This is a genomic window from Stenotrophomonas tumulicola (assembly GCF_014117215.1).
Lineage (GTDB): Bacteria > Pseudomonadota > Gammaproteobacteria > Xanthomonadales > Xanthomonadaceae > Stenotrophomonas > Stenotrophomonas tumulicola.
Genome location: NZ_JACGXS010000001.1, coordinates 636,315 through 660,442 on the forward strand (window position 1 = coordinate 636,315; position 24,128 = coordinate 660,442).

Genomic DNA, 24,128 nt, shown 5'->3' on the forward strand with positions numbered 1-24,128 from the left:
CGATCCTTGAAAAACTCGGTTGAATGCCATCGCTGCAGCATCGGCAGCCTGCGCCGATGACGGTGTCACCCCAGGGCCATACTAAACCACACCCGGAGTGGGCCATGATAATCATCGGCTGCAACGCACCGAGGCCAGGCTGGACGGATCGCCGGAAAGCTGGGTCAGCAACGCGGCGTTCTTCTGCGTGGTCAGCGCACAGGCATGGATGCCGACGGTGATGCCGTCGACCGGCAGTTGCGCTGCTTTTGCGTCAAAAGCCAGTCGCCAGCGGTTCTCGGCGGGGGCCCGGAACAGGGCCACCACGCCGATCACGCCGGTGCCGGCTGAGAGTTTCTCGTCCAGGCTCTGGCGGGCGCCAGGCGTCAGCACGATTTCATTCACCGATAACAGATCGGCACCGAGCGCGGCCTGCTCGCCGGCCTGGTCGAGAAACGCATTGAGGGGGGCCTTGTCGAAGCGCTGGGCGCTGCGCAGGTGGTAGACCTTGACGATGGCGGCCGTGGCGCGCTTGTCGTTCCCGGCATTGAGGTTACTGCCAGCAAACAGTCTCAGCTGTATGACGGGTGGTTCCGCGGGTTTGGTTTCGCGCAATCCGACAGCTTGTAGTGTTTTATCGACGCCGCTTCGGAATCCGCCGCTGGCACACCCACTAAATGAGATGACGGTCACAAAAATAAATGTGATGACGCGTGCGCAACGGGTGAAAGATCGCAGCATGCGTAAAGATCCTGTGAAATTCATATATAGATGTCATGGCTCGCCGACATTCACATTCCGCCAGTGAAGGCGCCCGCACTATACCCGTCAGCCTGCGTGGCTGTACACTCGCCAAAAAACCGACTCCAGAACATTCCTCGCAGCATGTTCGACATTGCAGGAAGCATCTGAAGCGAATGATTTGTCTTCAAGGAGAAACAGGGTGAAGAATGTAATGGTCGCGGCGCGCCCGCTGCTGGGTGTCACGTTGGGAATAACGCTTGCGGGTTGTTCGATGTTCTCGAAGAAAGAACCGCCGCCGCCGCCGTCTTTCGACACGGTGATGTCGGAGGCCGAGGCACAGGTAAATGCCGGTCCCGACGGTGCGGTCGCCGCGTTTGAAGAAGCAGCCAAATCCGATCCGACGCGCAAGGAGCCGTGGGTGCGTATCGCCCAGCTCCAGTTCGACCGTGGCAACTATGCGCGCGCCATCGTGGCCGCCGAGGAAGTCCTGCAGCGCGATCCCGATGACCTGGTGGCCGACGGCGTGATGACCGTGGCGGGCTTCCGCATTGCCAACCAGTCGCTGCAGCGCCTGCAGGGACGTGGCGCCCTCTCCTCTGATACGGCACGCACGGAAGCCAAGACCCTGGCCGATACCCTGCGCGCCACCATGGGCGATGCCGTGATCGAACCGGAGAAAGAGCAGCCGAAGCGCACCGTCCGCCGTACCCGGCGTGCCGCTACTCCGGCGCCCGCTGCGGCGACCCAGCCGGCCGCCAGGCCGGCCGCCAGCCAGCCGGCCAATGCCGACCCATTCAAGAACGTCGGCGGCAACTGATCGCCGGTTCGCACCCCAATTTTGTAAGGAGACGCCTGCATGGCCAAGAAGGACAGCATCCAGAAACGACTTCAGAAGATCCGGCCGCCGCGCGTGCAGCTGACCTACGATGTCGAGAAGGGCGATGCGATTGAACAGAAGGAACTGCCGTTCGTCGTCGGTGTGCTTGGCGACCTCAGCGGGAACCCGGAGCAGCCGCTGCCGAAGGTGAAGGACCGCAAGTTCGTCAGCGTCGACCTCGACAACTTCGATGAAGTCATGGACGGTGCCGCGCCGCGTGCGGTATATCGCGTTCCGAACAAGATCGGCGAGCAGGGCGGCGAGTTCGCCGTGGAGCTGAAATTCAAGTCGATCGACGATTTCCGGCCTGAGGCCGTGGTCGAGCAGGTCGAACCCCTGCGCAGGCTGCTCGAGTCGCGCACCAAGCTGGCCGACCTGCGCAACAAGCTGGCCGGTAACGAGAAGCTTGAGGACCTGTTGACCGACGTTCTGAACAACACCGAGCAGCTGAAGAAGCTCGGGTCGGACAAAGGGGAATAAGCCATGAGCGCAGACGCAACCAGCGTGACCCAGCCGGCCAGCGAGGCCGGTGTCGCCGAAGTGGGGCTGCTTGACCAGATTGTCGAGCAGAGCAAGGTCGCCAAATCCGAGAGCGAGCACAACCGGGCCAAGGACATCATTTCCGAACTGGCCAGGGAGGTGCTGGAAGGCACCGTGGTGGTGTCGGACAACCTCAACCTGACGCTGGACGCCCGCATCGCGGAGATCGACCGGATCATCTCCGAGCAGCTCAGTGCGGTGATGCATGCGCAGGAGTTCCAGCAGCTGGAAAGCACCTGGCGTGGCCTGCACTACCTGTGCCAGCAGACGTCCACCGGCCCGGCGATGAAGATCAAGGTCCTCAACGCGCCGAAGAAAGACCTGGTGCGTGACTTCAAGTCGGCCATCGATTTCGACCAGAGTGCCCTGTTCAAGAAGGTGTATGAGGAAGAGTTCGGTACGTTCGGTGGTGCGCCGTTCGGTGCGTTGATCGGCGACTATTACATTGGCCGCCAGCCGGAGGACATGTACTTCGTCGAGCAGATGTCGCACGTGGCGGCAGCGGCGCACGCGCCATTCATCTCGGCAGCGTCGGAAAGCATGTTCGGCCTGGAAAGCTTCACCGACCTGGGCAAGCCGCGTGACCTGGCCAAGGTGTTCGATACCGTTGAATACGCCAAGTGGAAATCGTTCCGCGAGGCCGAGGACAGCCGTTATGTCGGCCTGACCCTGCCGCGTTTCCTGGGCCGCCTGCCGTACAACCCGAAGGATGGAACCACCGTCGAGGGGTTCAATTTCGTCGAGGAAGTCGAAGCACAGGACCACAGCAAGTACCTGTGGTGCAACACCGCCTATGCGATGGCCGCGCGCCTGACCCAGGCCTTCGAGAACTATGGTTGGTGTGCCGCTATCCGCGGCGTGGAAGGCGGTGGCCTGGTCGAGGACCTGCCCACGCATACCTTCCGCACCGACGACGGTGAGGTGGCGTTGAAGTGCCCGACCGAGATCGCCATTACCGACCGCCGCGAGAAGGAATTGTCCGACCTCGGCTTCATGCCGCTGGTGCATTGCAAGAACACCGACTATGCCGCGTTCTTCGGCGCGCAGTCGGCGCAGAAGCCGAAGAAGTACAACACCGATTCGGCCAATGCCAACGCGATCCTGTCCGGGCAGCTGCAGTACATCTTCGCGGTGTCGCGCATCGCCCATTACCTGAAGGCGATGATGCGCGAGAAGATCGGCAGCTTCGCTTCGGCGCGCAATGTAGAGGACTTCCTCAACCGCTGGATCTCGCAGTACGTACTGCTGGACGACAACGCGGGGCAGGAAGCCAAGGCACAGTTTCCGTTGCGTGAAGCGGCGGTGCAGGTTTCGGAGGTGCCGGGCAAGCCCGGTGTCTACCGCGCGGTGGCCTTTGTCAGGCCACATTTCCAGCTCGATGAGCTGAGTGTTTCGTTACGCCTCGTGGCTGAATTGCCGGCCGGAGCAAAGAAGGGGTAACGAGTTGCTGTTCGTTGTAGCGTCGGGGGCATGAGACTCCAGGCATTTCAGCCAGACGCAGCCCGTAAATGGGCACACAACGCCGGGGGCTTTCCCGGCACCAATCTCACGGAAGAACGTAATTTAGGAGACCAGATATGCAACACGCTTTCCTCTCGATTGACACCATCAAGGGCGAGTCGCACGACGACAAGCACAGGGACTGGGTTGAAATCCAGTCGTTCTCGCAGGACCTCCTGCAGCCGCGTTCGGCAACGGCATCGACCTCGGGCGGCTCCACCGCCGCGCGCGTCAATCTGTCGCCGATCGAGGTCGTGAAGGCGATCGACCTCGCTTCCACTGCCCTGAACCAGGCATGCGCCAATGGCACCACCTTCCCGAAGGCCCGCATCGAATTCATGCGCGCCGACAAGGATGGCAATGCCATCAATTACTACCTCGTCGAGCTGTTGAACGTTCTTGTTCACCGCGTCACCACCACGGTGGACTCGGACGGCATGCCGCAGGAAGTAGTCCAGCTGAGTTACGGCGCCATCAAGTGGACCTACAACCAGCAGAAGCCCGAAGGCGGGATTGGCGGTAAGGCGGTTGCTCAGTGGAGCGCCACCAAGAACATCCCGAACTACACGGTTTGATGTGTCAATGCGATGGCGTCCCCGCGGGCGCCATCGCATCTCGCCGTGGTCATGACGACTGCAGGCATCGGCAGGACGGCCGGCGCCAGTTTGCTGTCTGGGCTCTGCGCCCCGTGCGACAGGCATGGACGCGCCTTGAACGAGAACGATGATGAAGGGACTCGAACCCAGCCTGCTCGAGAAACTGTTCGACGATGCACCGAAGTCCACGACGAGCAACGCCTACAAGGTGGCCTCGCTGGACCAGCACAAGGAATCGATCGCGCGCGACCTGGAAGGCCTGCTCAACTCGCGTGCCGCCTTCAGCGAAGCATCGCTGGATGGTTTCCCGAACTGCCGTCAATCGCTGATGACCTACGGGCTTGGCGATTTTTCGGCGATGAGCCTGTCCAGTGGTTATGACCGTGCTGCCATCTGCCGTTCGCTGGAACAGGCGGTGGCGCGCCACGAACGGCGCCTGCGCAATGTCAACGTCAAGCTGGAGGTCGGTGCGCAGTTCGGTGGCGGGCTGCACTTCACCATCCACGCGGTGCTGGACATGGAACTGGCCCGCGAACCGGTAAGTTTCGATGCCATGCTGCAGCCATCCACGCTGCAGTACCAGGTAAGCCGCATGCGCCGGCAGGCGACGGCCTGACATGCAGGACCTGCTTCCTTTCTACGAGCGTGAACTGGCCTACCTGCGCCGCTATGGGCGTGAGTTCGCCGAGCGCTACCCCAAGATCGCCGGGCGCCTGCAACTGTCTTCCGAAGGCAGCCAGGACCCGCATGTCGAACGTTTGATCGAGGCGTTCGCCTTCATGGGTGCGCGCATCTCCAAGCGCATCGAAGACGATTATCCCGAGTTCACCGATGCGCTGCTGGACGTGCTCTATCCGCACTACCTGCGTCCGTTCCCCTCGTGTTCGATCGCGCACTTCGACATGGAAGGCATGGGCGGAAAGCTCAGTGCGCCGGTGACCCTGCCGCGTGGCACGTTGCTGCAGTCGCGCATGGTCAAGGGCGTAAGCTGCCGCTTCCGCACCGCCTATGACGTCGTGCTGGCGCCGATCGGCGTGCGCTCGGCGCAGTATCGTTCGGTCGCCGAGCCGCCCATGGCGACGGCGTTGCCGGCCGGTAGCGGCGGCCAGATTTCCATCAGCTTCGCGCTGCTTTCCGACCAGGCCAGCTTTGCCGCGCTGGGCAACGATGCATTGCGCTTCTTCGTCGACGGCGAAGCGTCGTTCTGCGCGGCATTGCGCGACGCGCTGGCACTGGAAGTGAAGGCCGCCTATGTCGAAGCCGATGGCAACGGGCGCTGGCGCCGGCTTGATGCCAGTCCCCTGCAGCAGGCGGGATTCACCGAGGACGAGGCGCTGGTCGATTTCCCGGCGCGCTCGCATCCGGCCTACCGGCTGCTGACAGAGTTGTTCGGCTTCCCGGAGAAATTCGGCTTCTTCGACCTGCCACTGCAACAGGTGGCCGCCGGAGCAAGCCGCTGGTTCACCCTGCACCTGGTACTGAAGGCGTCGATGCCTGATCGTGCATCCGGCCATGTGCTTGAAGCGCTGGAGCGCGAGCATATCCGCTTGGGTTGTACGCCGATCGTGAACCTCTTCGAGCAACCCGGCGACCCCATCCGTGTCACCCACCGCAACGTCACCTATCCGGTGGTGGCCAATGCACGCAATGCCTACGCCTACGAGGTGTATTCGATTGATTCGGTGCACCGGGTGCGGCAGACGCCGCAGGGCGAGGTCATCCAGGAGTTCCGGCCGTTTTATTCGCTGCACCATGGCGAGGAACCCGAGCGCACCGGCCAGTACTGGGTAGCGCGCCGCGATGAGAACGTGGCCGCGCACAGCCCCGGTTACGAAACCGAACTCAGCTTCGTCGATCTCGATTTTGATCCCACCGTGCCACAGACCGACGTGGTCAGCCTGCGCCTGACCTGCAGCAACCGCGACCTGCCCACCCAACTGGCGTTCGGCGTGGCCGGCGGCGACCTGACCATCGAGGGAGGCACGCCGGCACGTGCGATCGCGCTGCTGCGCAAACCCAGCCGTCCCCTGCGTTTCCGCCAGGGCCGTGGCGCGCAATGGAGGTTGATATCGCACCTGTCACTCAACCAGTTGTCGCTGACCGGTAGTGGCCTGTCGGCATTGAAGGAGATGTTGCGGCTGTACGACCTGACCGGTTCCAGCGTGTCGTCCCGGCAGATCGAAGGCATCGTGGCGCTTGAACAGCATCCGGTGACTACGTGGATGTCGGGCAAGCACTTTGCTTCCATGGTGCGTGGGCTGGAAGTGCGGCTGAGCATCAACGAGAGCCATTTCGTGGGGACCGGCGTGGCCGCGTTCGCCCAGGTGATGGACCACTTTTTCGCACTGTACGTGCACGCCAACAGCTTCACCCAGCTGGTGTTGGCTTCCAGCGAGTCCGGGGAGGAAATCGTCCGATGCCCAGCGCGAAGCGGCGAATCGATCCTGGCGTAGTCCAGCAGTTGCTGGCGGAACCGCATCGCTTCCAGTTCTTCCAGGCGATGCGGGTGCTGGAGCGCGTGTTCCAGCGCCAGGGCGTCAAGGCCGGCCAGGCCGTACCGATGCGGGTGCGGTTCCGCAACACGCTGTCGCTCGGGTTTCCCACCGCAGACCTGGACCCGCATGGCGAAGCCTATTCCCTGAAGGGCGAGCTGCTGGAAGGCGATGCCTTGGTGGCGGCGCTGGAAGCCGGCGGGGAAGGGGTGGGCGAGGTACACCTGACCCCCCAGTTCATGGGCCTGCTGGGCACGACCGGTGCGTTGCCGCTGCACTACACCGAGACCCTGCAGGAGCGCGAGATCTACCTGCGCGACCGTACCGCGCGCGCGTTCCTGGACATCTTCTCCAACCGTGCCGTGGCGTTGCACTACGCGGCCTGGAAGAAGCACCGGCTGGCGCTGCAGTACGAGCTGGACCGCCGTGAACGCTTCCTGCCACTGATCCTGTCGTTGCTGGGCATGGGCATGTCGGGCCTGCGCGAGCGTATGGTCGACGAGAAGAGCCGGGTGTTCGACCAGGCCGTGGCCTATTACGCCGGCGCGATCCGCCAGCGCCCGGTGTCGGCGGTGATGCTCAAGCGCGTGCTCGGCGATTACTTCCGCGTGCCGGTGCAGCTCGAACAGTTCGTCGGTGCCTGGTACAAGGTGCCGGCTGGCCAGGCCACGCGGCTGGGCATGGCCAATGCCACGCTGGGTTCAAGCGCACTGGCCGGCGACCGCGTGTGGCAGCGCGACCTGCGCCTGCGCCTGCGCATCGGACCACTGCGCAGGCACGAATTCGATGCGTTGCTGCCCGGTGGCGATGCGGCGAACGCCCTTTCCAAATGGCTGTCGCTGTTGACCGGAGGTGGGCTGGAGTACGAAGTCCAGCTGGTGCTGCACGCCGACGACGTGCGCCCGTCCGCCATCGGCAAGGGGCATGCGGCGCGGCTGGGGTGGGATGGCTACCTGGCGACCCGGCCGGCTACCGAACATCGCGGCGACACCACCTACGGCATCCATACACTGCAATGACCCGTCGCATCCGCAGACGCACAGGAACCCAGCAAGGAGCAATGTTTCCCGCATGAGCATCAACTTGAAGACCCTGATCAGCAAGCTCGACGACACCTGTCGGCTGGCCGCCGAGCGTGCCGCCAACCTGTGCATGGCGCGCGGCAACTATGAGGTCGACCTGGAGCATCTGTTCCTTGCGCTGCTGGAGCAGCCGCAGAGCGATTTCGTGTTGATCGCGCGGCGCTGTGGCATCGCGCCGGAAGCACTGGAGCAGGACCTGTCCAACGAAGTGGGGCGCTTCAAGGGCGGCAACACGCGTACGCCGGTGTTTTCCCAGCACCTGCCGACATTGTTCGAGCACGCCTGGCTGATCGCCTCGCTGGATTCGGAAACCACCCGCATCCGCAGCGGTCATCTGCTGCTGGCGCTGCTGACCGAACCTGGCCTGTCGCAGCTGGCGTACCGTGGCTCCAAGTTGTTCGTGCGGATCAAGCTGGATGAGCTCAAGCATGATTTCGCGCGCCTGACCGAGGGCTCGCAGGAGGCGACGCAGGAGGTGCGTTTCGCCGATGCCGGCAGTGCCGGCTCCAGTGCCGAAGACGATGTCCCCATGCAGGCCAACGGCCTGTCCAGGACGCCGGCGCTGGACCAGTTCACCAACAACCTTACCCAGCGTGCGCGCGAAGGCCGCATCGACCCGGTGATCGGTCGTGATGGGGAGATCCGCCAGGTCATCGACATCCTGATGCGACGCCGCCAGAACAACCCGATCCTCACCGGCGAAGCCGGCGTGGGCAAGACCGCCGTGATCGAAGGGCTGGCGTGCCGCATCGCCGACAATGATGTGCCGGAAGTGCTGCAGGGCGTGGCGCTGCACGTGCTGGACCTGGGCCTGCTGCAGGCTGGCGCCAGCGTCAAGGGCGAGTTCGAGAACCGCCTGAAGAACGTGATCGACGAGGTCAAGAAGAGCCCGCATCCGATCATCCTGTTCATCGACGAGGCCCACACCATGATCGGTGCCGGCGGCACCGCAGGGCAGAACGATGCGGCCAACCTGCTCAAGCCGGCGTTGGCACGTGGCGAGCTGCGTACCATCGCAGCCACCACCTGGGGCGAGTACAAGAAGTATTTCGAGAAAGATGCCGCGCTGGCGCGCCGCTTCCAGGTTGTCAAGGTGGAAGAGCCCAGCGAGACGCTGGCCTCGGCGATGCTGCGCGGCATGGTGCCGCTGATGGAAAAGCACTTCGGCATCCGCGTGCTGGACGAGGCAGTGACCGAGGCGGTGCGCCTGTCGCATCGCTACATCAGTGGCCGCCAGTTGCCGGACAAGGCGGTCAGCGTGCTCGACACCGCCTGTGCCAAGGTGGCGCTGGGCCAGAGCGCGACGCCGGCGATCATCGAAGACACCCAGCGCCTGCTGGAACGCCTTGCGGCCGAACTGACGGCACTGGAGCGCGAAGTTGCCGGTGGTGCGCGTCATCATGACGAGCGCCTGGGCGAATTGCGCCAACTGCAGCAGGATGCCATCGCGGTGCTGGCGACAAACGAAGAGCGCCTGGGGCGCGAACGCGATATCGCGGCCAAGGTGGTTGCGCTGCGCCAACAGATGGAAGCTGGCAACGGTGCAGCGGCACCTGCATCCACCGATGCGGCTCCGGCAGTGAATGCCAAGCCGGCACGCGGCAGGAAGGCCGCGTTGCAGCTGTCGCCGCAGCAGGCCGAACTGGACGCCTTGCTGGGGCAACTGCGCGAGCTGCAGGGCGACACCCCGATGGTGCCGTTGCAGGTGGACGGCGGCGTGGTTTCCGAGATCGTCTCGGCCTGGACCGGGGTGCCGCTCGGACGCATGGTCAAGGATGAGATCCGCGTGGTGCGCAGCCTGGGCGGGCTGATTGGCGAACGCGTGATCGGCCAGGACCACGCGCTGGATGCGGTTGCCCAGCGCGTGCGTACCGCCAGTGCGAAGCTGGAAGATCCCAACAAGCCGCGTGGCGTATTCATGTTTGTCGGGCCCTCCGGCGTCGGCAAGACCGAGACCGCGCTGGCGCTGGCCGACATCCTCTACGGCGGCGAGCGCAAGCTGGTCACCATCAACATGAGTGAGTACCAGGAAGCGCACAGCGTGTCGGGGCTGAAAGGCTCCCCTCCGGGCTATGTCGGTTATGGCGAGGGCGGTGTGCTGACCGAAGCGGTGCGGCGCAATCCGTACAGCGTGGTGCTGCTGGATGAGGTGGAAAAGGCGCATCCGGACGTGCTGGAAATGTTCTTCCAGGTGTTCGACAAGGGCGCAATGGACGATGCCGAGGGGCGCGAAATCGATTTTCGCAATACCTTGATCATTCTTACGTCCAACGTGGGTTCTTCACAGATCATGCAGGCCTGCCTGAACAAGACTCCTGAAGAACTGCCGGCAGCCGACGCGCTTGCCGAAGCGCTGCGCCCGGTGCTGATGAAGACTTTCAAGCCGGCCTTCCTGGGCCGGATGAAGGTGGTGCCGTATTATCCGATCAGCGACGACGTGCTGGCGCAGATCATCACACTCAAGCTCGGCCGCATCCGCGACCGCGTCGCGGCCAACCACAAGGCGGCGTTCCAGTGGGATGGCACGCTGGTCGATGCGGTGTTGCAGCGCTGCACGGAAGTGGACTCGGGCGCACGCAATGTTGATCACATCCTCAATGGCACGCTGCTGCCAGAGATTGCAGAAAGTGTATTGGCGTCGATGGCCGAAGGCAGCAGGATCAACGCCATCAAGGTAAGTACCAGCAAGAACGGTGCGTTCAAGTACAAGCTGAGTTGAGTTGACCGCGGAATTTTCCGCCCATTCAAGAAGGAGAACACCCATGGATTTCTACGGATTGGATCGCAGCAAGGCCCTCACGCATTTCGACGGCGTTGCACTGGGACGTGCAGATCGCCAGACCGACACGGTGCGCGGCTGGAACCGCCTGCGGCCTGAGAACCTGCTGGACCTGCTCGATGGTGCCGCTACCGAAGCACGACGCGACGCACGTACGCTTGCCGCGCTGATGACCCGTGCCTCGTGGCGCATCAACCTGCAGGCGCCCTCGCAGGGCAAGGCCAACCAGCTGGTGAGCAATGCGCGCGAAGTCAGCGTGAGTGCCGGCGGCCGTGAATACCGACTGCAGCTGAGCGAAGGCTCGCGCCTCCAACTGGAGCGGATCAGCCAGGCCGGCTGATCTTCCGACGGACCGAACGAGCAAGCAAGGAGCTTCCATGGACGCAGTCGCCACCCTTCTGTCCACGCTGGGCGCCCCGGGCCAGTCCGAACGGCTGCTGCGGCTGCACACGCCGCTGGGCGCCGACCAGCTGGTGCCGGTGACCTTTGCCGGCGTCGAATCCGTGGACGGCATCGGCTTCCGTTTCGAGGTGATCGCGCTGTCACCCGATGCGGGCCTGTCCATGGATGCACTGCTGGGCGCGCCGGTGCTGCTGGAACTGCTCTGTGCCGATTCCAACGCCGACCTGCGCCCCTTCCATGGCCATGTCACCCAGGCCGAACGGCAGGGCAGCAATGGCGGCCTTGCGCGCTACCGGCTGCTGATGGAGCCATGGCTGGCATTGCTGGACCAGCGCGTGGACAGCTACGTCTTCCATGACATGAGCGTGGTGGACATCGTTGAAAACGTGTTCGCCGACTATGTCGGCCAGGGTGTACTCGATGCGGCCTGGCGCTGGGACCTGGCGGACAGCGCGCTGTATGCCAAGCGCAGCCTGACCACGCAATACCAGGAAAGCGACCTGGCCTTCGTGCAGCGGCTGTTGGCGGAAGAGGGCATCTGGTTCTGGTTCGAACATGCCGGCGATACCGAAAGCGATACCTTCGGTGCCCACACACTGGTGCTGGCCGACCACATGCAGGCGGCCGGCGACGCCGGTACGGTGCGCTTCCATCGCGGCGATGCCACCGAACGCGAAGACAGCCTGCAGCAATGGTCGGTATCGCGCCGTGCACGCACCAGCCGGCTGAATCGCGCCAGCTGGGATTACCGCAGTCTGGACCTGCGTGCGGTTTCTGCGCAGGCCGACGCCCCGCAGTTCACCGCGGAAGATGCCGATACCAGTGGCCCGTATGGGTGGGTGGACCGTGCCCAGGGCGAGCGCCGCGCGCAGCAGCACCTGGACGCGCAGCGCGTGCGCAGCCATACCATCAATGCCCTGGGACGCTGGCGCCGGCAGGCCCCGGGCACCCGCTTCACGGTGAGCCAGCATCCGGCCATCGCCGCCGATGCCGGGTTCCTGTGCCTGTCCGTGCAGCACCAGGCGCGCAACAACCTGGGCGCGGACGTGTTCGATGCGCTGGAGCAGGCGTTCGGTGAGCATCTGGCGCCGGTTACATTCCTGCCCACCGCGCTGGCTGGGCGCAGTGCCACGCATGATGCGTCGGCCAGCATATCGACCGAGTTCTATGAGAATCGCGTGGCGGCGTTGCCGGCCACGCAGACCTATCGCCCGCAGACCGAGGATGGGCATGGTGCCCGGTTGCATCCAAAGCCGACCATCACCGGCACGCTGGGCGCGATCGTGGTCAGCGACGGCGAGCCATTGCAGTCCGACCGCGACCATCGCATCAAGGTGCAGTTCGCCTGGCAACGCGGCGGCAATGCCAGCAGCGGACTGTCCCATCCGGGCGGGGACGACAACGCGCCGGGTAACGCCACGGCGTGGACCTGGGTACGAGTGATGACGCCATGGGCCGGCGACAACTGGGGTGGCGTGGTGTTGCCCCGACGCGGCCAGGAAGTGCTGGTGGGCTTCATGGAGGGCGATATCGACCGGCCGGTGGTGCTGGGCGCGGTGTACAACGGCCGTGGCCAGGCTGATGCGGCGCACAACCAGGTGGGCGGCGGCGGTGCTGGTGCCACCGGCAACGCTGCAGCGTGGTTCGAGGGCAATGAACATGCGGCGGTGTTCACCGGCTTCAAGAGCCAGGCGCTGGCCGACAGCCAGGCCGGCACCGGCGGCTACCAGCAACTGCGGCTGGACGACACGCCCGGGCAGGGGCGCGCCGAACTGGGCACCACCCAGCATGCCAGCGTGCTGGCGTTGGGCCACCTGAAGGGCGGCACGGACAACGTACGCCAGGCCGAGCGCGGCTTTGGCGCGGAACTGTCGACCCAGGCCTACGGCGCGCTGCGCGCCGGCCAGGGCCTGCTGCTGAGCAGCGAAGACGGCAACAACCAGCTCGCCGCTGATGCAGCACGCGAGCAGCTGCAGCAGGGCGATGAACTGCTGGCCAGCCTCGCCGAGGCGGCACGCACGCAACGGGCGGGGCTGCCCGATGAACCGGAGCGACTGCCGAGCCAGGAGGGGCTGACCACGCTGCAGGAATCCCTGGCGGCCACCACTGACGGCAGTGCCAACGCGGACATCGGCGGTGGCGCCGGCAAGGTGCCGGGCTGGAGTGCGCCGGTGTTGCTGGGCAGCGGCCAGGCGGGCGTAATGAGCCTGACGCCGGCGGACCAGGTGTGGGTGTCGGGCACGCAGACCACGCTGAGCGCGGGCAATGCGCTGAACTGGATGAGCCAGGGCCACCTGGTGCTGGCGGTGGCCGGTGGACTGGTGCTGTATACGCAGGGCGGCGCGGCACTGGCTGGTGCACCAAACCAGGAGAAGGGCATCGCGCTGCACGCGGCGCAGGGCAAGGTGAGCGCACGTGCGCACCGCAACCAGGCCACGCTGGCGGCCAAGACCGAAGTGCGCATCGCCAGCATGGAGGCCGATGTGGAGCTGGCTGCGCCGAGCCAACATCTGCTGGCCACGGCCGCTGGCGCCTACCTGCGGATAGAGGGCGACAACATCGAATTGGGTGCGCCGGGGACGATTGAATTCAAGGGCAGCCGCCGGGAGTGGATGGGGCCGCAGGCGGCGGCTGGCACTGCCGAGATCCCGAAGGGAGACTTCAAGGGATGCGACCCCCAGATGATGAATGCCCAGCTTCGTTATGAAGCAACGGCGGATCTGGGGTAGGTCGAGTCATGACAGCCGCAGTGTCAAATGAATCAAGAATCGAAGCGGTGCGCGAGCGCTTGTATGCGCTCGCCCAGGCGTCAGGGGCGCTCAAGTGCTACCTGCTCATGCAGACGGCAGACCTGCCCGATGAACTGGATGACCACCTCCAGCAGGCAATGTCGGCCGCAGGAATCGAGCCTGTCCAGGCGAAGATCGCCCAACTGCCGGCGCGTTACTGGCCCGTGCTGGTTACATTGAACCTGCGCGAGGGCCTGCACTCGGCGGTGTCCGCACAGGCGGTGTCGCTGGCAATGGCCGATACCGAGCCGCAATCGCTGCGTCGGGGAAAAGTACAGCGGACATGTGCCTGGATCTTCAGCGATATGTCCATCGACGAAGTGGCCCGCCACATTGCAACAACGGCAGTCGCCCATCATCCGGCGTCGCACAAGAATCGCTGGGTGCGCTACTACGATCCGATGGTGGCCGATCTGTTCTGGCGCGCCTGCACGCCGGGGCAGCACCTGCATTTCCTGCGGGGCATTGCGCATTGGGCCTATATCGACCGCTGGCAGCAACTGCAGCTCGTCCAGCCCTCCCGGATCGGGGAGGGGCCTGTCTCCCCGCTCACCGCGCCGGTCTGGGAGCGCCTGCAGGGCGTGGGCGCATTGAACCAGGCATGGCTGCGTGCCCGCAGCGAAGGCCTTGAGATAGAACCGGACCGCCTGTGGCGTGCCGCCGCGTCGCTGCAACAGGGCTATCGCAGCGGCCTGCGCAAGCACGTCGACCTCGACCTGTTTGCCTGGCAGGCGATTCAGCTGGGGCCCGATTTCTACAGGCATGACAAAGTACAGGCATTGCTCAAGCAAGCCAGCGAAGGCCATGACTACGGTGAACTGGCACATCAACTGGACGATGCGCAATGGCATCGGATTGGTCTGGAAGCGGGCACCACGCGTGCCCAGTCTGCTCAGGAACGAGAATCGCCATGACGAATGATGACACCCTGCCAAGATCCCCCGGTGGACAGACGCCGACGGAGAACGCCAGCGCGAGTATCCAATCCGGGAACAACGTTACTGACCTGCCTGCGGTAAAAGCCGTCGGGCCCGATGGAGGTGACGGCGATATCCCCTGCGATATATGCCGCAGCACCGGCCTTGTGATCCTGCCCGTCCGCTACACGGTGGTGCCTGCTTCCTGCCCAGGAGCGGGATTGGGCTCCCTGCCGCGGGGGCGTGCATGCAAGGAAGATGTGTCGGCTGCGGGCTATGAGTATGCGCTGCGCACGTTGCGCCAGGGCATGCTGTATTTGTTCTACGAACAATCAGGTCCCTACGGACCCAGGCAGTGGGAAGCGTATGCGGTGGCCGAGAACGGCACGCTGTGGCGGCAGCCATCTGCCCATGCTGCACGCAGCATTCAGGGTGGTGGCCTGCCTGCCTGCTCGCGTTCCTCGCACAACGCCGAGCGCATGGAGTTCATTACCGTGCAACGTCCACACCAGTGCGGCACGGTGTGGATGGCGTTCTCCGAACACCTGTGGACGCCGGCCACGCTGGATCGGTATGCCAGCGATCCCACGTTGCGTGCCGAGCGCATGCAGCCGATCACCCCGGGGGAGTGGATCGGCACGCCAAAGGCCAGGGAGGACGCCGCGCCGCTGGCAGGCGCCGACGGCCTGAAGGCGGTAATGGAATATCGCGGCTTCGAAGAGGCAATCGGCGAGCCTGTCGAGCTGCCACACCAGCAAAGGCCAGAAGAAATCAGCAATGCGGATGGCAGCCACAAGGACGTAGTCCTGAAACGCAATGCCACGCGTTACCGATGGTCGTTGCGCACCCACGCGTCCAACGGCCCTTCGGGCGAGGCCGCACTGCAGCAGCGCTATGCCTTGATGCAGTCGTTCAGCCACAACGGCCAGCAGGGCGACAAGCGCAAGGCCTACACCCCGATGTTGCTGGGTTTGTGGGATGCGGTGGGCGTTGCGCACGAACTCAACGGTTACCGTCACGACGTGGTCGGCGCCATGGCGCGCTACAACGAAGAGCGCGCCATGGAGCGCAACGCGATGGAGCATATCGAGGAGATCGATACGCTGCTGCAGCGCAATGCCGGGGTATTGTCAGACCAGTACGCGCGGGCAAGCCGTGCGCGGATGGAAGAGATTGAGCAGGACCTGAAGCAGTCCAGCAGCAACCCGGTGGTGCGCGCGGGCATGGAACAGATGCGTGCCCATGGCCTGGAATCATCGAACGAAGCGACTTGGGACAGCCTGTCCAAGGCGCTGCTGCCGCTGTACCAGCGGGAGGCGCGCGAGAAGTGGGAGAAGACCTATTGGCCGATGATCGACGAGCCCGCGTATACCCTCTTCAAGGAGAACGCGGGGAAGTTCGCCGAGGCGGCGATGGAGCTGTTGGCGCCCCGTACCCAATTACTGGGCAAGTGGCTGTCCAATGAGCTGTTCTTGGCGACGCTGGAGGACTACGACGGCACCTCGCCGGAATGCGGTGTTCGTTTCGAGGACGCGGTAACCACGGCTGTGGAAGGGCTGGGCATGGACGCGCTCGGACGCAAGCTGTTGCAGGACATGGCCAGCGACCTGAACGTGACTGGCCGAAGCTGCCTGCTGTGGCGCGTGGTGGCGCAGAACCAGGACGGGGCGCGGGAGGAGTTGCAGCAGGTGCTGGGCGAAGCTGACAGCCTGAAAGACACCGTGCTGTCGGCATCGGGCGCTGCCTGGAACACCTTCGTGACGACCAGCAAAACCTTGAAGAAGTTCATGGGCGTGTATAAGGGCTTCGACGCGGTGCAGAAGAAGGTGGGGCCGCTGACGCCAACCGATCGCATGCTGCGCGACAGCGGCGTGGACCGGTTCATCACCACGGCGGGTGCATTCCTGCTCAATTCCTTCCCATTGAACGGCTTGCAGGACAAGGTGGGCAACGGACTGGTGCGCTTCGTGCTGATGACACGGGGACTGATGGATGAAGCTGAAGCTTCGAACCTGATCAACCTGGAAGCCAGTACTGCCGTGGGCGTGCGCAACTACTTCCTGCAGCAGGTGAAGCACTACCAAGGCCAGAAGCTGACCGCCGGCACGCCGATGATGTACGCGCTGCGGGATGTGGAACGCCACCACGGCACAGAGCTGATGCGCCAGCGCTGGGCGCGGGCCAGTGAAGGCAGCCGCAATGCGATGCGGCTGGGTGCGCTGACCGGCGTGCTGGAGCTGGTGAACTTCATCAACCTGTTGAACAAGGCCGACAAACAGGCACGCGACTACGGCAGCCTGGTGGCATCCGGTGCGTCGCTGGTGGCGGTGTATACCAGCATGTCGGAGAAGGTGAGTACCGAGTTCTTTGGCGGTACCAGTCGCAGTGCGGCGAAGATGAAGGCTATCGGTGGGTGGCTGGGCGGGTTTGGTACTTATATTGGGGTTTATTACGATGTGGGAACTACTTTAGCTCGAACTGAAAGAAATAATTGGTCGGAGGCGCTCCTATACGCTGTTAAGACAGGTGCTGGCGCCGTAGTTGGCGCATCTCAGTTCCTCACTGCTTTGATATTCTCTGCACCACTCATTGAGAAGGCTCTCGGCCGACGGGGGGTGGTAATTTGGCTGGACGCAGCTAAAGCCGGCATACAGGCTGCTGCTGCGAAGGAGGGCGCGGAGATATTGGCAAAGGCTTCGATGAAGCGCCTTGGAGTCTGGATGCTGCGTTTGGGTAGCTGGGAGGTTACAGTAGCTTTGCTGGCCATTGACGTGCTGATCTACGTTGTTGAACCAGATGCCTTGGAAAAATGGTGCCAGAGCAATCGTTTTGGCAAGATTGATGAAGGTGGGTGGCTTGGCTTCGGTGCCAGTGCACCTCGCTATAAAACACTTAAGGAGCAGGACGAAAAATTCCATGGCGCCATGGGTGAGGTCAGTGCTCGTGGCGTTTGATTGAGATCATATGGCGAGGCAGAGAGCGTGGCACAAGAGCTGAATGGTCAAGCGCAGGTATTAAGCGGCAGGCTACGTAACGTAAAAGTCACCAATACCACAGCGGAGGTGTTCTTTCGCGCGGGTGACCGTGAGGGGATGGCGGCAACGGGGGTCGCGGCGGCTGCCTTGGGATTGAGTGGCGCCGCTGCAGGAATGGTGGCGATGTCCATGGAGGAGATGAGTGAGCCGGTCAGCCAGGTTAGCTTCGACATCGACGGAAAGCATGTAGAAGCATTGCTGTGGAACTGGCCATTCAAGGAAGAGGATGAGGTCCAGGTAGTGGTCGAGCCATCACCTTCCGGTAGCTATACCGGGTTCGCGGTTCTGGATCCAAGGGAGCAAATTATCGTCCTGTACCCGCATGTCTCTGCGGGGGGGGTAGCACATTGGAAGAACGTTATCCGATTGTCTTCCTTGGTGTCTGCGGCACTTGTTGTTTTCATTTATCTTCTGGTAATGGCTATTACATACTTCCCTGGTGGCGTGAGGGGGGATAGATTTTATGATTTTGCTAAATTTATGCTTCTCGCCTCGCCACTCCAGTTTTTGTTGTTCTTTGTTATAGGTTGTCGTATGGGGCGCCGTTTTACTGCGTTTGTCAGGATGGCCGAGCCGATATTTGCTGTGCTTGGCTGGAAAAACGTCAGAAATATAAGTCTTCGCAAGATGACCAAGGCCAAGAAGAAACCGACCGATCCGCCTGCAATGGGCGACAGCTACTTCCGCTATTGACATATCGATGGCAGCCTACCCTCGGGGCTGGCTCGCCGCACATGGGGTTGATGAGGCCCATATCTATTTTTCGGTAGAGCCTGCCTGGCGGAATTGTTGGCGCTGGGTAATGATTACGATGGGTGCGCCGTTGGCGAGGCTACGATACCTGCTTGCGCCCATCTACTCTCCTGTCCTGACGATCTTGGCTGCATGGCGCTGGCTGGTTTTTAACAGCTGCCGAAAGCCTGAATGGCTGCCTGATCTGGTCAGCAGAAATAGTTCTGCAGCAGAGCCGGGTGCTTGGCGAGAGCTTGCGCTTATTGCGGGAATTTGAAACGAACCCAAGTGCCCAGCACGGGACGTTCTGAGGAAATAGCTGGGAATCATGAAATGTTTACTGGTTGGTTGAAGGCCTTTCCGTCCGGACGAGCCCTGAGTCGTGAGGAACGTGCAGCTGGGCTTTCATCTGTGAGCTATGACAAAGTGGGTCTGGATGAACAGCTGAGCTTGACAAGATTGAACTATAACTTTTCGGAATTTGTTGATCGCGCGTTTCGAGTGCGCGGGAGTGCGGCCACTTTACTTGGATTTTTTTCATTTCTAATAGTTATGGGCACAATCCTTGCGCTCTGGTCGCTGACTTATGATCTCGCGAGTGGCGGTAAACATGATGTGGTCGAGTTGCTGACTACAGTTTGCATAGGTTCCGTGTTCCTGGTCTTCTTCCTGATTGCGATATGGTATGTATCGTTGAGGAAGGAGCTATTTGCATATCGTTATTATCCTGTAAGGTTCAATCGTACCTCTGGCATGGTATCGATTTTTCGTCATAATGGGCGTAACGGAGTTTTGTCTATTCCGTTCGATCAGGTCTTTTGGTTTGTCGGGCGTGGTGATCGCATGGAATTTTTGTGTGACCTCCGTGGTGCTGTTCTCGACGGTGAGAAGATCGTTCACATGTTTTCGGTCGGTCATTACTTCGAAGCAGCGGGAGAGCAGCGGGTCAGGTCACTCTGGTCTTTCATCTGTACATACATGGAGGGGGGGGCTGACTTGCTTGCTGCCCGTGGCGTGAAGGCCAATATCGATCTTTCGGTAGAACCGACATGGCGGAACTGCTGGCGTTGGGTAATGCTTACGATGGGCGCGCCATTTGCGCAGTTGCGATATGTGCTTGCGCCGATTTATTACCCTGTCCTGACGATCATGGCTGCATGGCGTTGGCTTGCCCTTAATAGCTGCCGAAAGCCGAAATGGCCGCTGGATCTGTTTAGTGGGCGTAGTTCCGCAATAGAGCCGGGAGCCTGGCGAGAACCTGCGCTTATTGGGGAATTTGAGGTGGACCCAGGTGCCCGGCTCCAGACGCCCGGAGGCAAGAGGTGATCCATATCGCCTGGGGAATTATAGGTACCAACGTCCGAAGGCCATGAGCGGCTGCAGGTCAAGAAATCGCTCGGCTACCTCGCCTGATACGAGGACGAAGAGCTTGGCGCCTTAGCCACGAAACGGGCGTGTCTGGCATAGTCCCGGGAGTCGATGCTTGCGATCTTGGGCGGACCAGCATTGAGTGACACCGAGGTCCAGCGGTTTGCTGCAGGCGGCGTCGAGGCCGCTTCAGGTCTACTGATGCGTCAGGAAGCTTCTGCCCGCAATCGAATCCCCAGCGTCTTCATCACGCTCAGTACCGTAGCGAAGTTCAGCGACTGCCTGCTGTTCAACTGCTGGCGCAGGGTCTCGCAGCTCAGGCTGCGATGCCCTCCCGGCACGCCGATCCCCCGCATCTCCGCGATGAGCAGCAGCGTTCTCACAATGTCGTCTGCATCGGCGTCGCGCAGACAGAGCCGCGCATCCAGCGACGCCGCCATTTCGGCTGCACGATCAGGCGACTGCATGGGCAGGCCTGCCTTGCCGTTGGCCCGGATCACCGCCCACCGCCCACATCATGCGACGACCTGGCCAGCGCCCGTCCGGCCACGATCAACCCTTCCACCAGATGATCGCTGAGCATTGCGTCGATGTCGCCGTCGCGCTGCCCGATATGCGCGGCGTACAGCAGCTCCAGGATCGCGTCCAATCCCTGCAGCGTACGAACCGGCACGCAAACCGTCTCTTCAATGGTAGGGCGCGTCCATGACCCGCCGCTCTCGTACTCGATACTCTCGCCAGCTTCCATCGACAACCTGGACAAACGCGCAGCCGCGGGATGGTCCCTGTCGTACTGCTCCAGCTTCCGCTCCAGCTCCTCGATGAAGTAGGGCGGCAGATCATGGATGGCGTCGCCCAGCAGGGCACGTAGGCGGGCGGAGCTGAGAGGGTGTTGGGACATCGGTAGACCTACCTTGCATGGCTGGAGGCCACCTGCGCCAGGGCGCAAGGTGGCGGGCGATGCGGGTTGGCATACCGGTGGAAACACAAAAAAGGCCGGCGGATCAAGGATCCCCACACATCGCCCGCCGTATGACCGACAGGCGATGCAGTGCATTCTCCGCCGTGCCCAAAGGGCAAAACAGAGCCAAATGTGTTGTCCATACAGGATGCCAATCCCGGCTGGTGCTCTTCGTCACCAGCGCGATCATCGTGCGTGGCACCAAGTGCCTGCGTCCATGAGGAAAATTGCGGATTTGCCCGCGACCAACCGGTCGATGCGGCAGGCGGGAAACGTCCAGATCACGAAGATGCATCCCCGCAGGGAACGCATCCAGATGCAGGCGGATTGCGTCCAGCGTGGTCCGTGCCATCGCCCGTAGGCGGCGACGGCACGCGTTGACGGTAGAATCACCGCCCGTCCCCCCGAAAACCCAGGAGCAGCGCTTGGTCCCGCAGGAAGATGCCGAGCACGAAGCCTTCCTGCGCAGCCAGCTGATTACCTATATCGGCAACAAGCGTGCGTTGTTGCCTTTCATCGAGGCCGGCATCGTCCATGCAAAGGCCTGCCTGGGCAAGCCGCGTATCGATTTCCTGGACCTGTTTTCGGGCTCCGGCGTGGTTGCGCGGCTGGCGCGCCGGCACGCGCAGGCACTGCATTGCAACGACCTGGAGTTGTACAGCTACGTAGGCAATCGTTGCCACCAAGCCAACGCCGGCGATGTCGACCACGCTGCATTGGGGGGCGAACTGAAGCGCGTGCGGGACGCGGTGCAGGCGGGCCTGGCGCCGGGTTTCCTGTGCGAACTCTATGCCGCTGGCAATGACGACAACATCCAGCCTGGCGAGCGGGTGTTCTACACGCGCCGCAACGCCATGTTCCTGGATACGTTCTGCCAGGTGCTGGCCAATTCCCCGGCGGCGCTGCAGCCTTTCCTGCTGGCGCCGGTGCTGGCGCAGGCGTCCATGCATACCAATACATCCGGCGTGTTCAAGGGTTTCCACAAGAACCGCGAGGGAATAGGGCAGTTCGGCGGCACGGCGCGCAACGCGCTGTCGCGCATCCTGCGGCCGATCGAGGTACAGGCGCCGGTATTGAGCCGCTTCGCCTGTGAGGTGCACCTGCACCGACGTGATGCAAATGCACTGGTGCGCGAGCTGGATCCGGTGGACGTGGCGTACTTCGATCCGCCGTACAACGAACATCCGTATGGGTCGAATTACTTCATGTTGAACCTGCTGTGCGATTACCGGCGGCCGCAGCAGGTCAGCCGGGTGTCCGGCATTCCCGTGGACTGGAACCGCTCGGCCTACAACAAGGCGCGCGAGGCGGAGGCGGCATTGTTCGATGCGGTGGCGGCGGTGCGCGCGAGTTTCGTGTTGATTTCGTACAACTCCGAGGGGTTCATCAGCCATGAGCGGTTCCTCGCCGGGCTGGAAGGGCTGGGCGCGGTGAGCGTGATGGATACGCGTTACAACACGTTCCGGGGCAGCCGTAACCTGGCGGCGCGCGATACGCATGTCACCGAATTTTTGTATCTGGTCGACAAGCGCTGACCTATCGGTGCTGAAGGCCGCTGGCCGTCAGGCTTGCTTGTACCGGCCGCTGCGCTCGCCGAGCATGGCTCGGCGCTACCAAGGGTGTGCGGCTTTCGGCCCGCGTACAATAGCCACATGCCCGATAGCGCCCGCCCGAAGACCGTTCTGCCCGCCACCCAGGTCCATATGGAGGGTTTCGCGCAGGTGCGCGAGGCGCGCCGGTCGGAGCTGGTGGAGGACTACGTGGAGCTGATCGCCGACCTGATCGCCGATGGGCGCGAGGCGCGGCAGGTGGATATCGCCAGCCGGCTTGGCGTGGCCCAGCCCACCGTGGCCAAGGCCCTGAAACGACTGGCCAAGGAGGGGTGGGTGGTGCAACGGCCCTACCGTGGCGTGTTCCTGACCCCGGAAGGCGAACAACTGGCAAGGGATGTGCGCGCCCGTCACCAGACCGTGGAGCAGTTCCTGCTGGCCCTGGGCGTGGATGCCGATTCGGCGCGCCGCGATGCCGAGGGCATCGAGCACCATGTCAGCGAGGCCACCCTGGCGGCCTTCGAGGCCTTCCTGCAGAAGGCGAAGACCCCATGACTGACGGCCTGCCGGTACACGACGCCGACGAGCACTGGATGCGCCATGCGCTGGCGCTGGCCGAGCGCGCCGAACGCGAGTTCAACGAGATCCCGGTCGGGGCGGTGCTGGTCAGTGCCCAGGGTGAGGTGCTGGGCGAGGGCTGGAACCTCAACATCGCCGACCACGATCCCAGTGCGCATGCGGAAATCGTCGCGATGCGCCGTGCCGGCAAGGCGACAGCCAACCACCGTCTGATGGGAAGCACGTTGTACGTGACGCTGGAACCCTGCGCGATGTGTGCGATGGCGATCGTGCATGCCCGCGTGGCGCGGCTGGTCTACGCGGCTACCGACCCCAAGACCGGGGCCTGCGGCAGCGTGTTCGACCTGCTCGGCGATGCCCGCCACAACCACCGCGTGGAGATCCACGGTGGGGTGCTGGCACGGGAGGCGAGCAACCGGCTTACCAATTATTTCCGTGCCAAGCGCGGTCGGCCGCTGCTGGCACTGGATGCACCGGCCACCGACGAAGGCTAGGCGGCGCGGTATGATGCGCGCATCAATTCATGGCGCGGCCGCAGGCCTGCCTCCAGCAAGGAACCAAGATGGCTGAAAGTGGCGCGGGCAATGATCGACTGATCTGGATCGATCTGGAAATGACCGGGTTGGATACCGACAACGATTCGATCATCGAGATCGCCACGGTGGTCACCGATGCACAGCTGAACGTGTTGGCCGAGGGCCCGGAATTCGCCATCCACCATCCGCTGGAACGGCTGGAGGCGATGGACGAATGGAACCGCAACCAGCATCGCCGCTCCGGCCTGTGGCAGCGCGTGGTCGACAGCCAGGTCACGCTGGGCCAGGCCGAGGCGGCGACGGTGAACTTCCTGGCCGAATGGATCGGTGCCGGTGCCTCGCCGATGTGCGGCAATTCGATCTGCCAGGACCGGCGTTTCCTGCACCGGCAGATGCCGCGGCTGGAGCAGTATTTCCATTACCGCAACCTGGACGTATCCACCATCAAGGAACTGGCCAGGCGCTGGGCACCGACGGTGGCGGCGGGCGTGGGCAAGAACAGCAACCACACCGCGCTGAGCGATGTACATGATTCGATTGCCGAGCTGCGCCATTACCGGCAGTTCATGGGCGAGCTGGCTGGCTTGCCGGCGGCCTGAAGGCAACGTGCCGGCCAGCGGCCGGCCTCAGCAGGGGGCGCGCACGCAGCGTTCAAGCAACCGGCGCTATG

At 63.0% G+C, this 24,128-nt stretch carries 21 protein-coding genes; 18 read left to right on the forward strand and 3 right to left on the reverse strand.

The features are described 5' to 3' along the window. Positions 1 to 111: 111 nt before the first annotated feature. The gene (gene tssJ, locus H4O11_RS02975; RefSeq protein WP_182337930.1) at positions 112 to 720 is read right to left on the reverse strand and encodes a type VI secretion system lipoprotein TssJ; all 609 of its coding nucleotides are present in this window, start codon (positions 718 to 720) and stop codon (positions 112 to 114) included. Between the two features lie 202 nt (positions 721 to 922). Between tssJ and H4O11_RS02980 the strand changes: the two genes are divergently transcribed. The 14 genes from H4O11_RS02980 to H4O11_RS03045 all read left to right on the forward strand — a co-directional run bounded on the left by H4O11_RS02980 (position 923) and on the right by H4O11_RS03045 (position 19,790). Continuing rightward, complete coding sequence (locus H4O11_RS02980) at positions 923 to 1,540, forward strand: tetratricopeptide repeat protein (protein WP_343042764.1); 618 nt, start codon at positions 923 to 925, stop codon at positions 1,538 to 1,540. Positions 1,541 to 1,579: 39 nt separating this feature from the next. Continuing rightward, positions 1,580 to 2,080, forward strand: a complete 501-nt coding sequence (tssB, locus tag H4O11_RS02985) for a type VI secretion system contractile sheath small subunit (protein WP_182337931.1) — start codon at positions 1,580 to 1,582, stop codon at positions 2,078 to 2,080. Positions 2,081 to 2,083: 3 nt separating this feature from the next. Beyond that, positions 2,084 to 3,580, forward strand: coding sequence for a type VI secretion system contractile sheath large subunit (tssC, locus tag H4O11_RS02990; RefSeq protein WP_182337932.1), 1,497 nt, complete (start codon positions 2,084 to 2,086; stop codon positions 3,578 to 3,580). 137 nt (positions 3,581 to 3,717) lie between these two features. Continuing rightward, positions 3,718 to 4,215: an Hcp family type VI secretion system effector gene (locus H4O11_RS02995; protein WP_182337933.1), complete on the forward strand. Its 498-nt coding sequence runs from the start codon at positions 3,718 to 3,720 to the stop codon at positions 4,213 to 4,215. 151 nt (positions 4,216 to 4,366) lie between these two features. Further along, a complete protein-coding gene (tssE, locus tag H4O11_RS03000; RefSeq protein ID WP_182337934.1) occupies positions 4,367 to 4,852 on the forward strand; it encodes a type VI secretion system baseplate subunit TssE in 486 nt (161 codons plus the stop codon). Between the two features lies 1 nt (position 4,853). Beyond that, positions 4,854 to 6,689 carry a type VI secretion system baseplate subunit TssF gene (gene tssF / locus H4O11_RS03005; RefSeq protein WP_182337935.1) on the forward strand — a complete coding sequence of 612 codons (1,836 nt, stop codon included), beginning with the start codon at positions 4,854 to 4,856 and terminating at the stop codon, positions 6,687 to 6,689. Continuing rightward, positions 6,653 to 7,747, forward strand: a complete 1,095-nt coding sequence (gene tssG / locus H4O11_RS03010; RefSeq protein ID WP_182337936.1) for a type VI secretion system baseplate subunit TssG — start codon at positions 6,653 to 6,655, stop codon at positions 7,745 to 7,747. The genes tssF and tssG overlap by 37 nt, the downstream gene beginning before the upstream one ends. 52 nt (positions 7,748 to 7,799) lie before the next feature. Beyond that, a complete protein-coding gene (tssH, locus tag H4O11_RS03015; RefSeq protein WP_182337937.1) occupies positions 7,800 to 10,529 on the forward strand; it encodes a type VI secretion system ATPase TssH in 2,730 nt (909 codons plus the stop codon). Positions 10,530 to 10,572: 43 nt separating this feature from the next. Further along, positions 10,573 to 10,929, forward strand: coding sequence for a hypothetical protein (locus H4O11_RS03020; protein WP_182337938.1), 357 nt, complete (start codon positions 10,573 to 10,575; stop codon positions 10,927 to 10,929). Between the two features lie 37 nt (positions 10,930 to 10,966). Next, the gene (locus H4O11_RS03025; RefSeq protein WP_182337939.1) at positions 10,967 to 13,720 is read left to right on the forward strand and encodes a type VI secretion system Vgr family protein; all 2,754 of its coding nucleotides are present in this window, start codon (positions 10,967 to 10,969) and stop codon (positions 13,718 to 13,720) included. 47 nt (positions 13,721 to 13,767) lie between these two features. Continuing rightward, a complete protein-coding gene (locus H4O11_RS03030; RefSeq protein WP_343042765.1) occupies positions 13,768 to 14,694 on the forward strand; it encodes a DUF4123 domain-containing protein in 927 nt (308 codons plus the stop codon). Then, entirely contained in the window at positions 14,691 to 17,651 is a 2,961-nt protein-coding gene (locus H4O11_RS03035; protein ID WP_246333224.1) for a T6SS effector BTH_I2691 family protein, read from the forward strand. Before H4O11_RS03030 ends, H4O11_RS03035 begins: the two co-directional genes overlap by 4 nt. 27 nt (positions 17,652 to 17,678) lie before the next feature. Next, positions 17,679 to 18,425, forward strand: coding sequence for a putative type VI secretion system effector (locus H4O11_RS03040; protein ID WP_182337941.1), 747 nt, complete (start codon positions 17,679 to 17,681; stop codon positions 18,423 to 18,425). 372 nt (positions 18,426 to 18,797) lie between these two features. Next, positions 18,798 to 19,790, forward strand: coding sequence for a DUF6708 domain-containing protein (locus H4O11_RS03045; protein ID WP_182337942.1), 993 nt, complete (start codon positions 18,798 to 18,800; stop codon positions 19,788 to 19,790). A gap of 248 nt (positions 19,791 to 20,038) precedes the next feature. On the opposite strand, the gene H4O11_RS03050 is transcribed toward H4O11_RS03045, so the two are convergent. Next, positions 20,039 to 20,299, reverse strand: coding sequence for a helix-turn-helix domain-containing protein (locus H4O11_RS03050; protein ID WP_182337943.1), 261 nt, complete (start codon positions 20,297 to 20,299; stop codon positions 20,039 to 20,041). A gap of 29 nt (positions 20,300 to 20,328) precedes the next feature. Continuing rightward, a complete protein-coding gene (locus tag H4O11_RS03055; RefSeq protein ID WP_182337944.1) occupies positions 20,329 to 20,733 on the reverse strand; it encodes a hypothetical protein in 405 nt (134 codons plus the stop codon). Positions 20,734 to 21,218: 485 nt separating this feature from the next. Here H4O11_RS03055 and H4O11_RS03060 point away from each other — a divergent pair, with 485 nt between their 5' ends. The 4 genes from H4O11_RS03060 (at position 21,219) to orn (ending at position 24,057) form a co-directional block, all read left to right on the forward strand. Further along, a complete protein-coding gene (locus H4O11_RS03060) occupies positions 21,219 to 22,328 on the forward strand; it encodes a DNA adenine methylase (RefSeq protein WP_182337945.1) in 1,110 nt (369 codons plus the stop codon). 117 nt (positions 22,329 to 22,445) lie between these two features. Further along, entirely contained in the window at positions 22,446 to 22,898 is a 453-nt protein-coding gene (gene mntR, locus H4O11_RS03065) for a manganese-binding transcriptional regulator MntR (RefSeq protein ID WP_182337946.1), read from the forward strand. Further along, positions 22,895 to 23,416, forward strand: coding sequence for a tRNA adenosine(34) deaminase TadA (gene tadA, locus H4O11_RS03070; RefSeq protein ID WP_182337947.1), 522 nt, complete (start codon positions 22,895 to 22,897; stop codon positions 23,414 to 23,416). Before mntR ends, tadA begins: the two co-directional genes overlap by 4 nt. 68 nt (positions 23,417 to 23,484) lie before the next feature. Beyond that, a complete protein-coding gene (gene orn, locus H4O11_RS03075) occupies positions 23,485 to 24,057 on the forward strand; it encodes an oligoribonuclease (RefSeq protein WP_182337948.1) in 573 nt (190 codons plus the stop codon). The last annotated feature ends 71 nt before the right edge of the window (positions 24,058 to 24,128 follow it).

Excerpts from the sequence above, each read along its gene's own strand:
- tssJ (WP_182337930.1), bottom strand. The coding sequence starts at position 720 with ATGCTGCGATCTTTCACCCGTTGCGCACGCGTCATCACATTTATTTTT.
- tssB (WP_182337931.1), top strand. The coding sequence starts at position 1,580 with ATGGCCAAGAAGGACAGCATCCAGAAACGACTTCAGAAGATCCGGCCG.
- tssC (WP_182337932.1), top strand. The coding sequence starts at position 2,084 with ATGAGCGCAGACGCAACCAGCGTGACCCAGCCGGCCAGCGAGGCCGGT.
- H4O11_RS02995 (WP_182337933.1), top strand. The coding sequence starts at position 3,718 with ATGCAACACGCTTTCCTCTCGATTGACACCATCAAGGGCGAGTCGCAC.
- tssE (WP_182337934.1), top strand. The coding sequence starts at position 4,367 with ATGAAGGGACTCGAACCCAGCCTGCTCGAGAAACTGTTCGACGATGCA.
- tssF (WP_182337935.1), top strand. The coding sequence starts at position 4,854 with ATGCAGGACCTGCTTCCTTTCTACGAGCGTGAACTGGCCTACCTGCGC.
- tssG (WP_182337936.1), top strand. The coding sequence starts at position 6,653 with ATGCCCAGCGCGAAGCGGCGAATCGATCCTGGCGTAGTCCAGCAGTTG.
- tssH (WP_182337937.1), top strand. The coding sequence starts at position 7,800 with ATGAGCATCAACTTGAAGACCCTGATCAGCAAGCTCGACGACACCTGT.
- H4O11_RS03020 (WP_182337938.1), top strand. The coding sequence starts at position 10,573 with ATGGATTTCTACGGATTGGATCGCAGCAAGGCCCTCACGCATTTCGAC.
- H4O11_RS03025 (WP_182337939.1), top strand. The coding sequence starts at position 10,967 with ATGGACGCAGTCGCCACCCTTCTGTCCACGCTGGGCGCCCCGGGCCAG.
- H4O11_RS03035 (WP_246333224.1), top strand. The coding sequence starts at position 14,691 with ATGACGAATGATGACACCCTGCCAAGATCCCCCGGTGGACAGACGCCG.
- H4O11_RS03045 (WP_182337942.1), top strand. The coding sequence starts at position 18,798 with ATGTTTACTGGTTGGTTGAAGGCCTTTCCGTCCGGACGAGCCCTGAGT.
- H4O11_RS03050 (WP_182337943.1), bottom strand. The coding sequence starts at position 20,299 with ATGCAGTCGCCTGATCGTGCAGCCGAAATGGCGGCGTCGCTGGATGCG.
- H4O11_RS03055 (WP_182337944.1), bottom strand. The coding sequence starts at position 20,733 with ATGTCCCAACACCCTCTCAGCTCCGCCCGCCTACGTGCCCTGCTGGGC.
- mntR (WP_182337946.1), top strand. The coding sequence starts at position 22,446 with ATGCCCGATAGCGCCCGCCCGAAGACCGTTCTGCCCGCCACCCAGGTC.
- tadA (WP_182337947.1), top strand. The coding sequence starts at position 22,895 with ATGACTGACGGCCTGCCGGTACACGACGCCGACGAGCACTGGATGCGC.
- orn (WP_182337948.1), top strand. The coding sequence starts at position 23,485 with ATGGCTGAAAGTGGCGCGGGCAATGATCGACTGATCTGGATCGATCTG.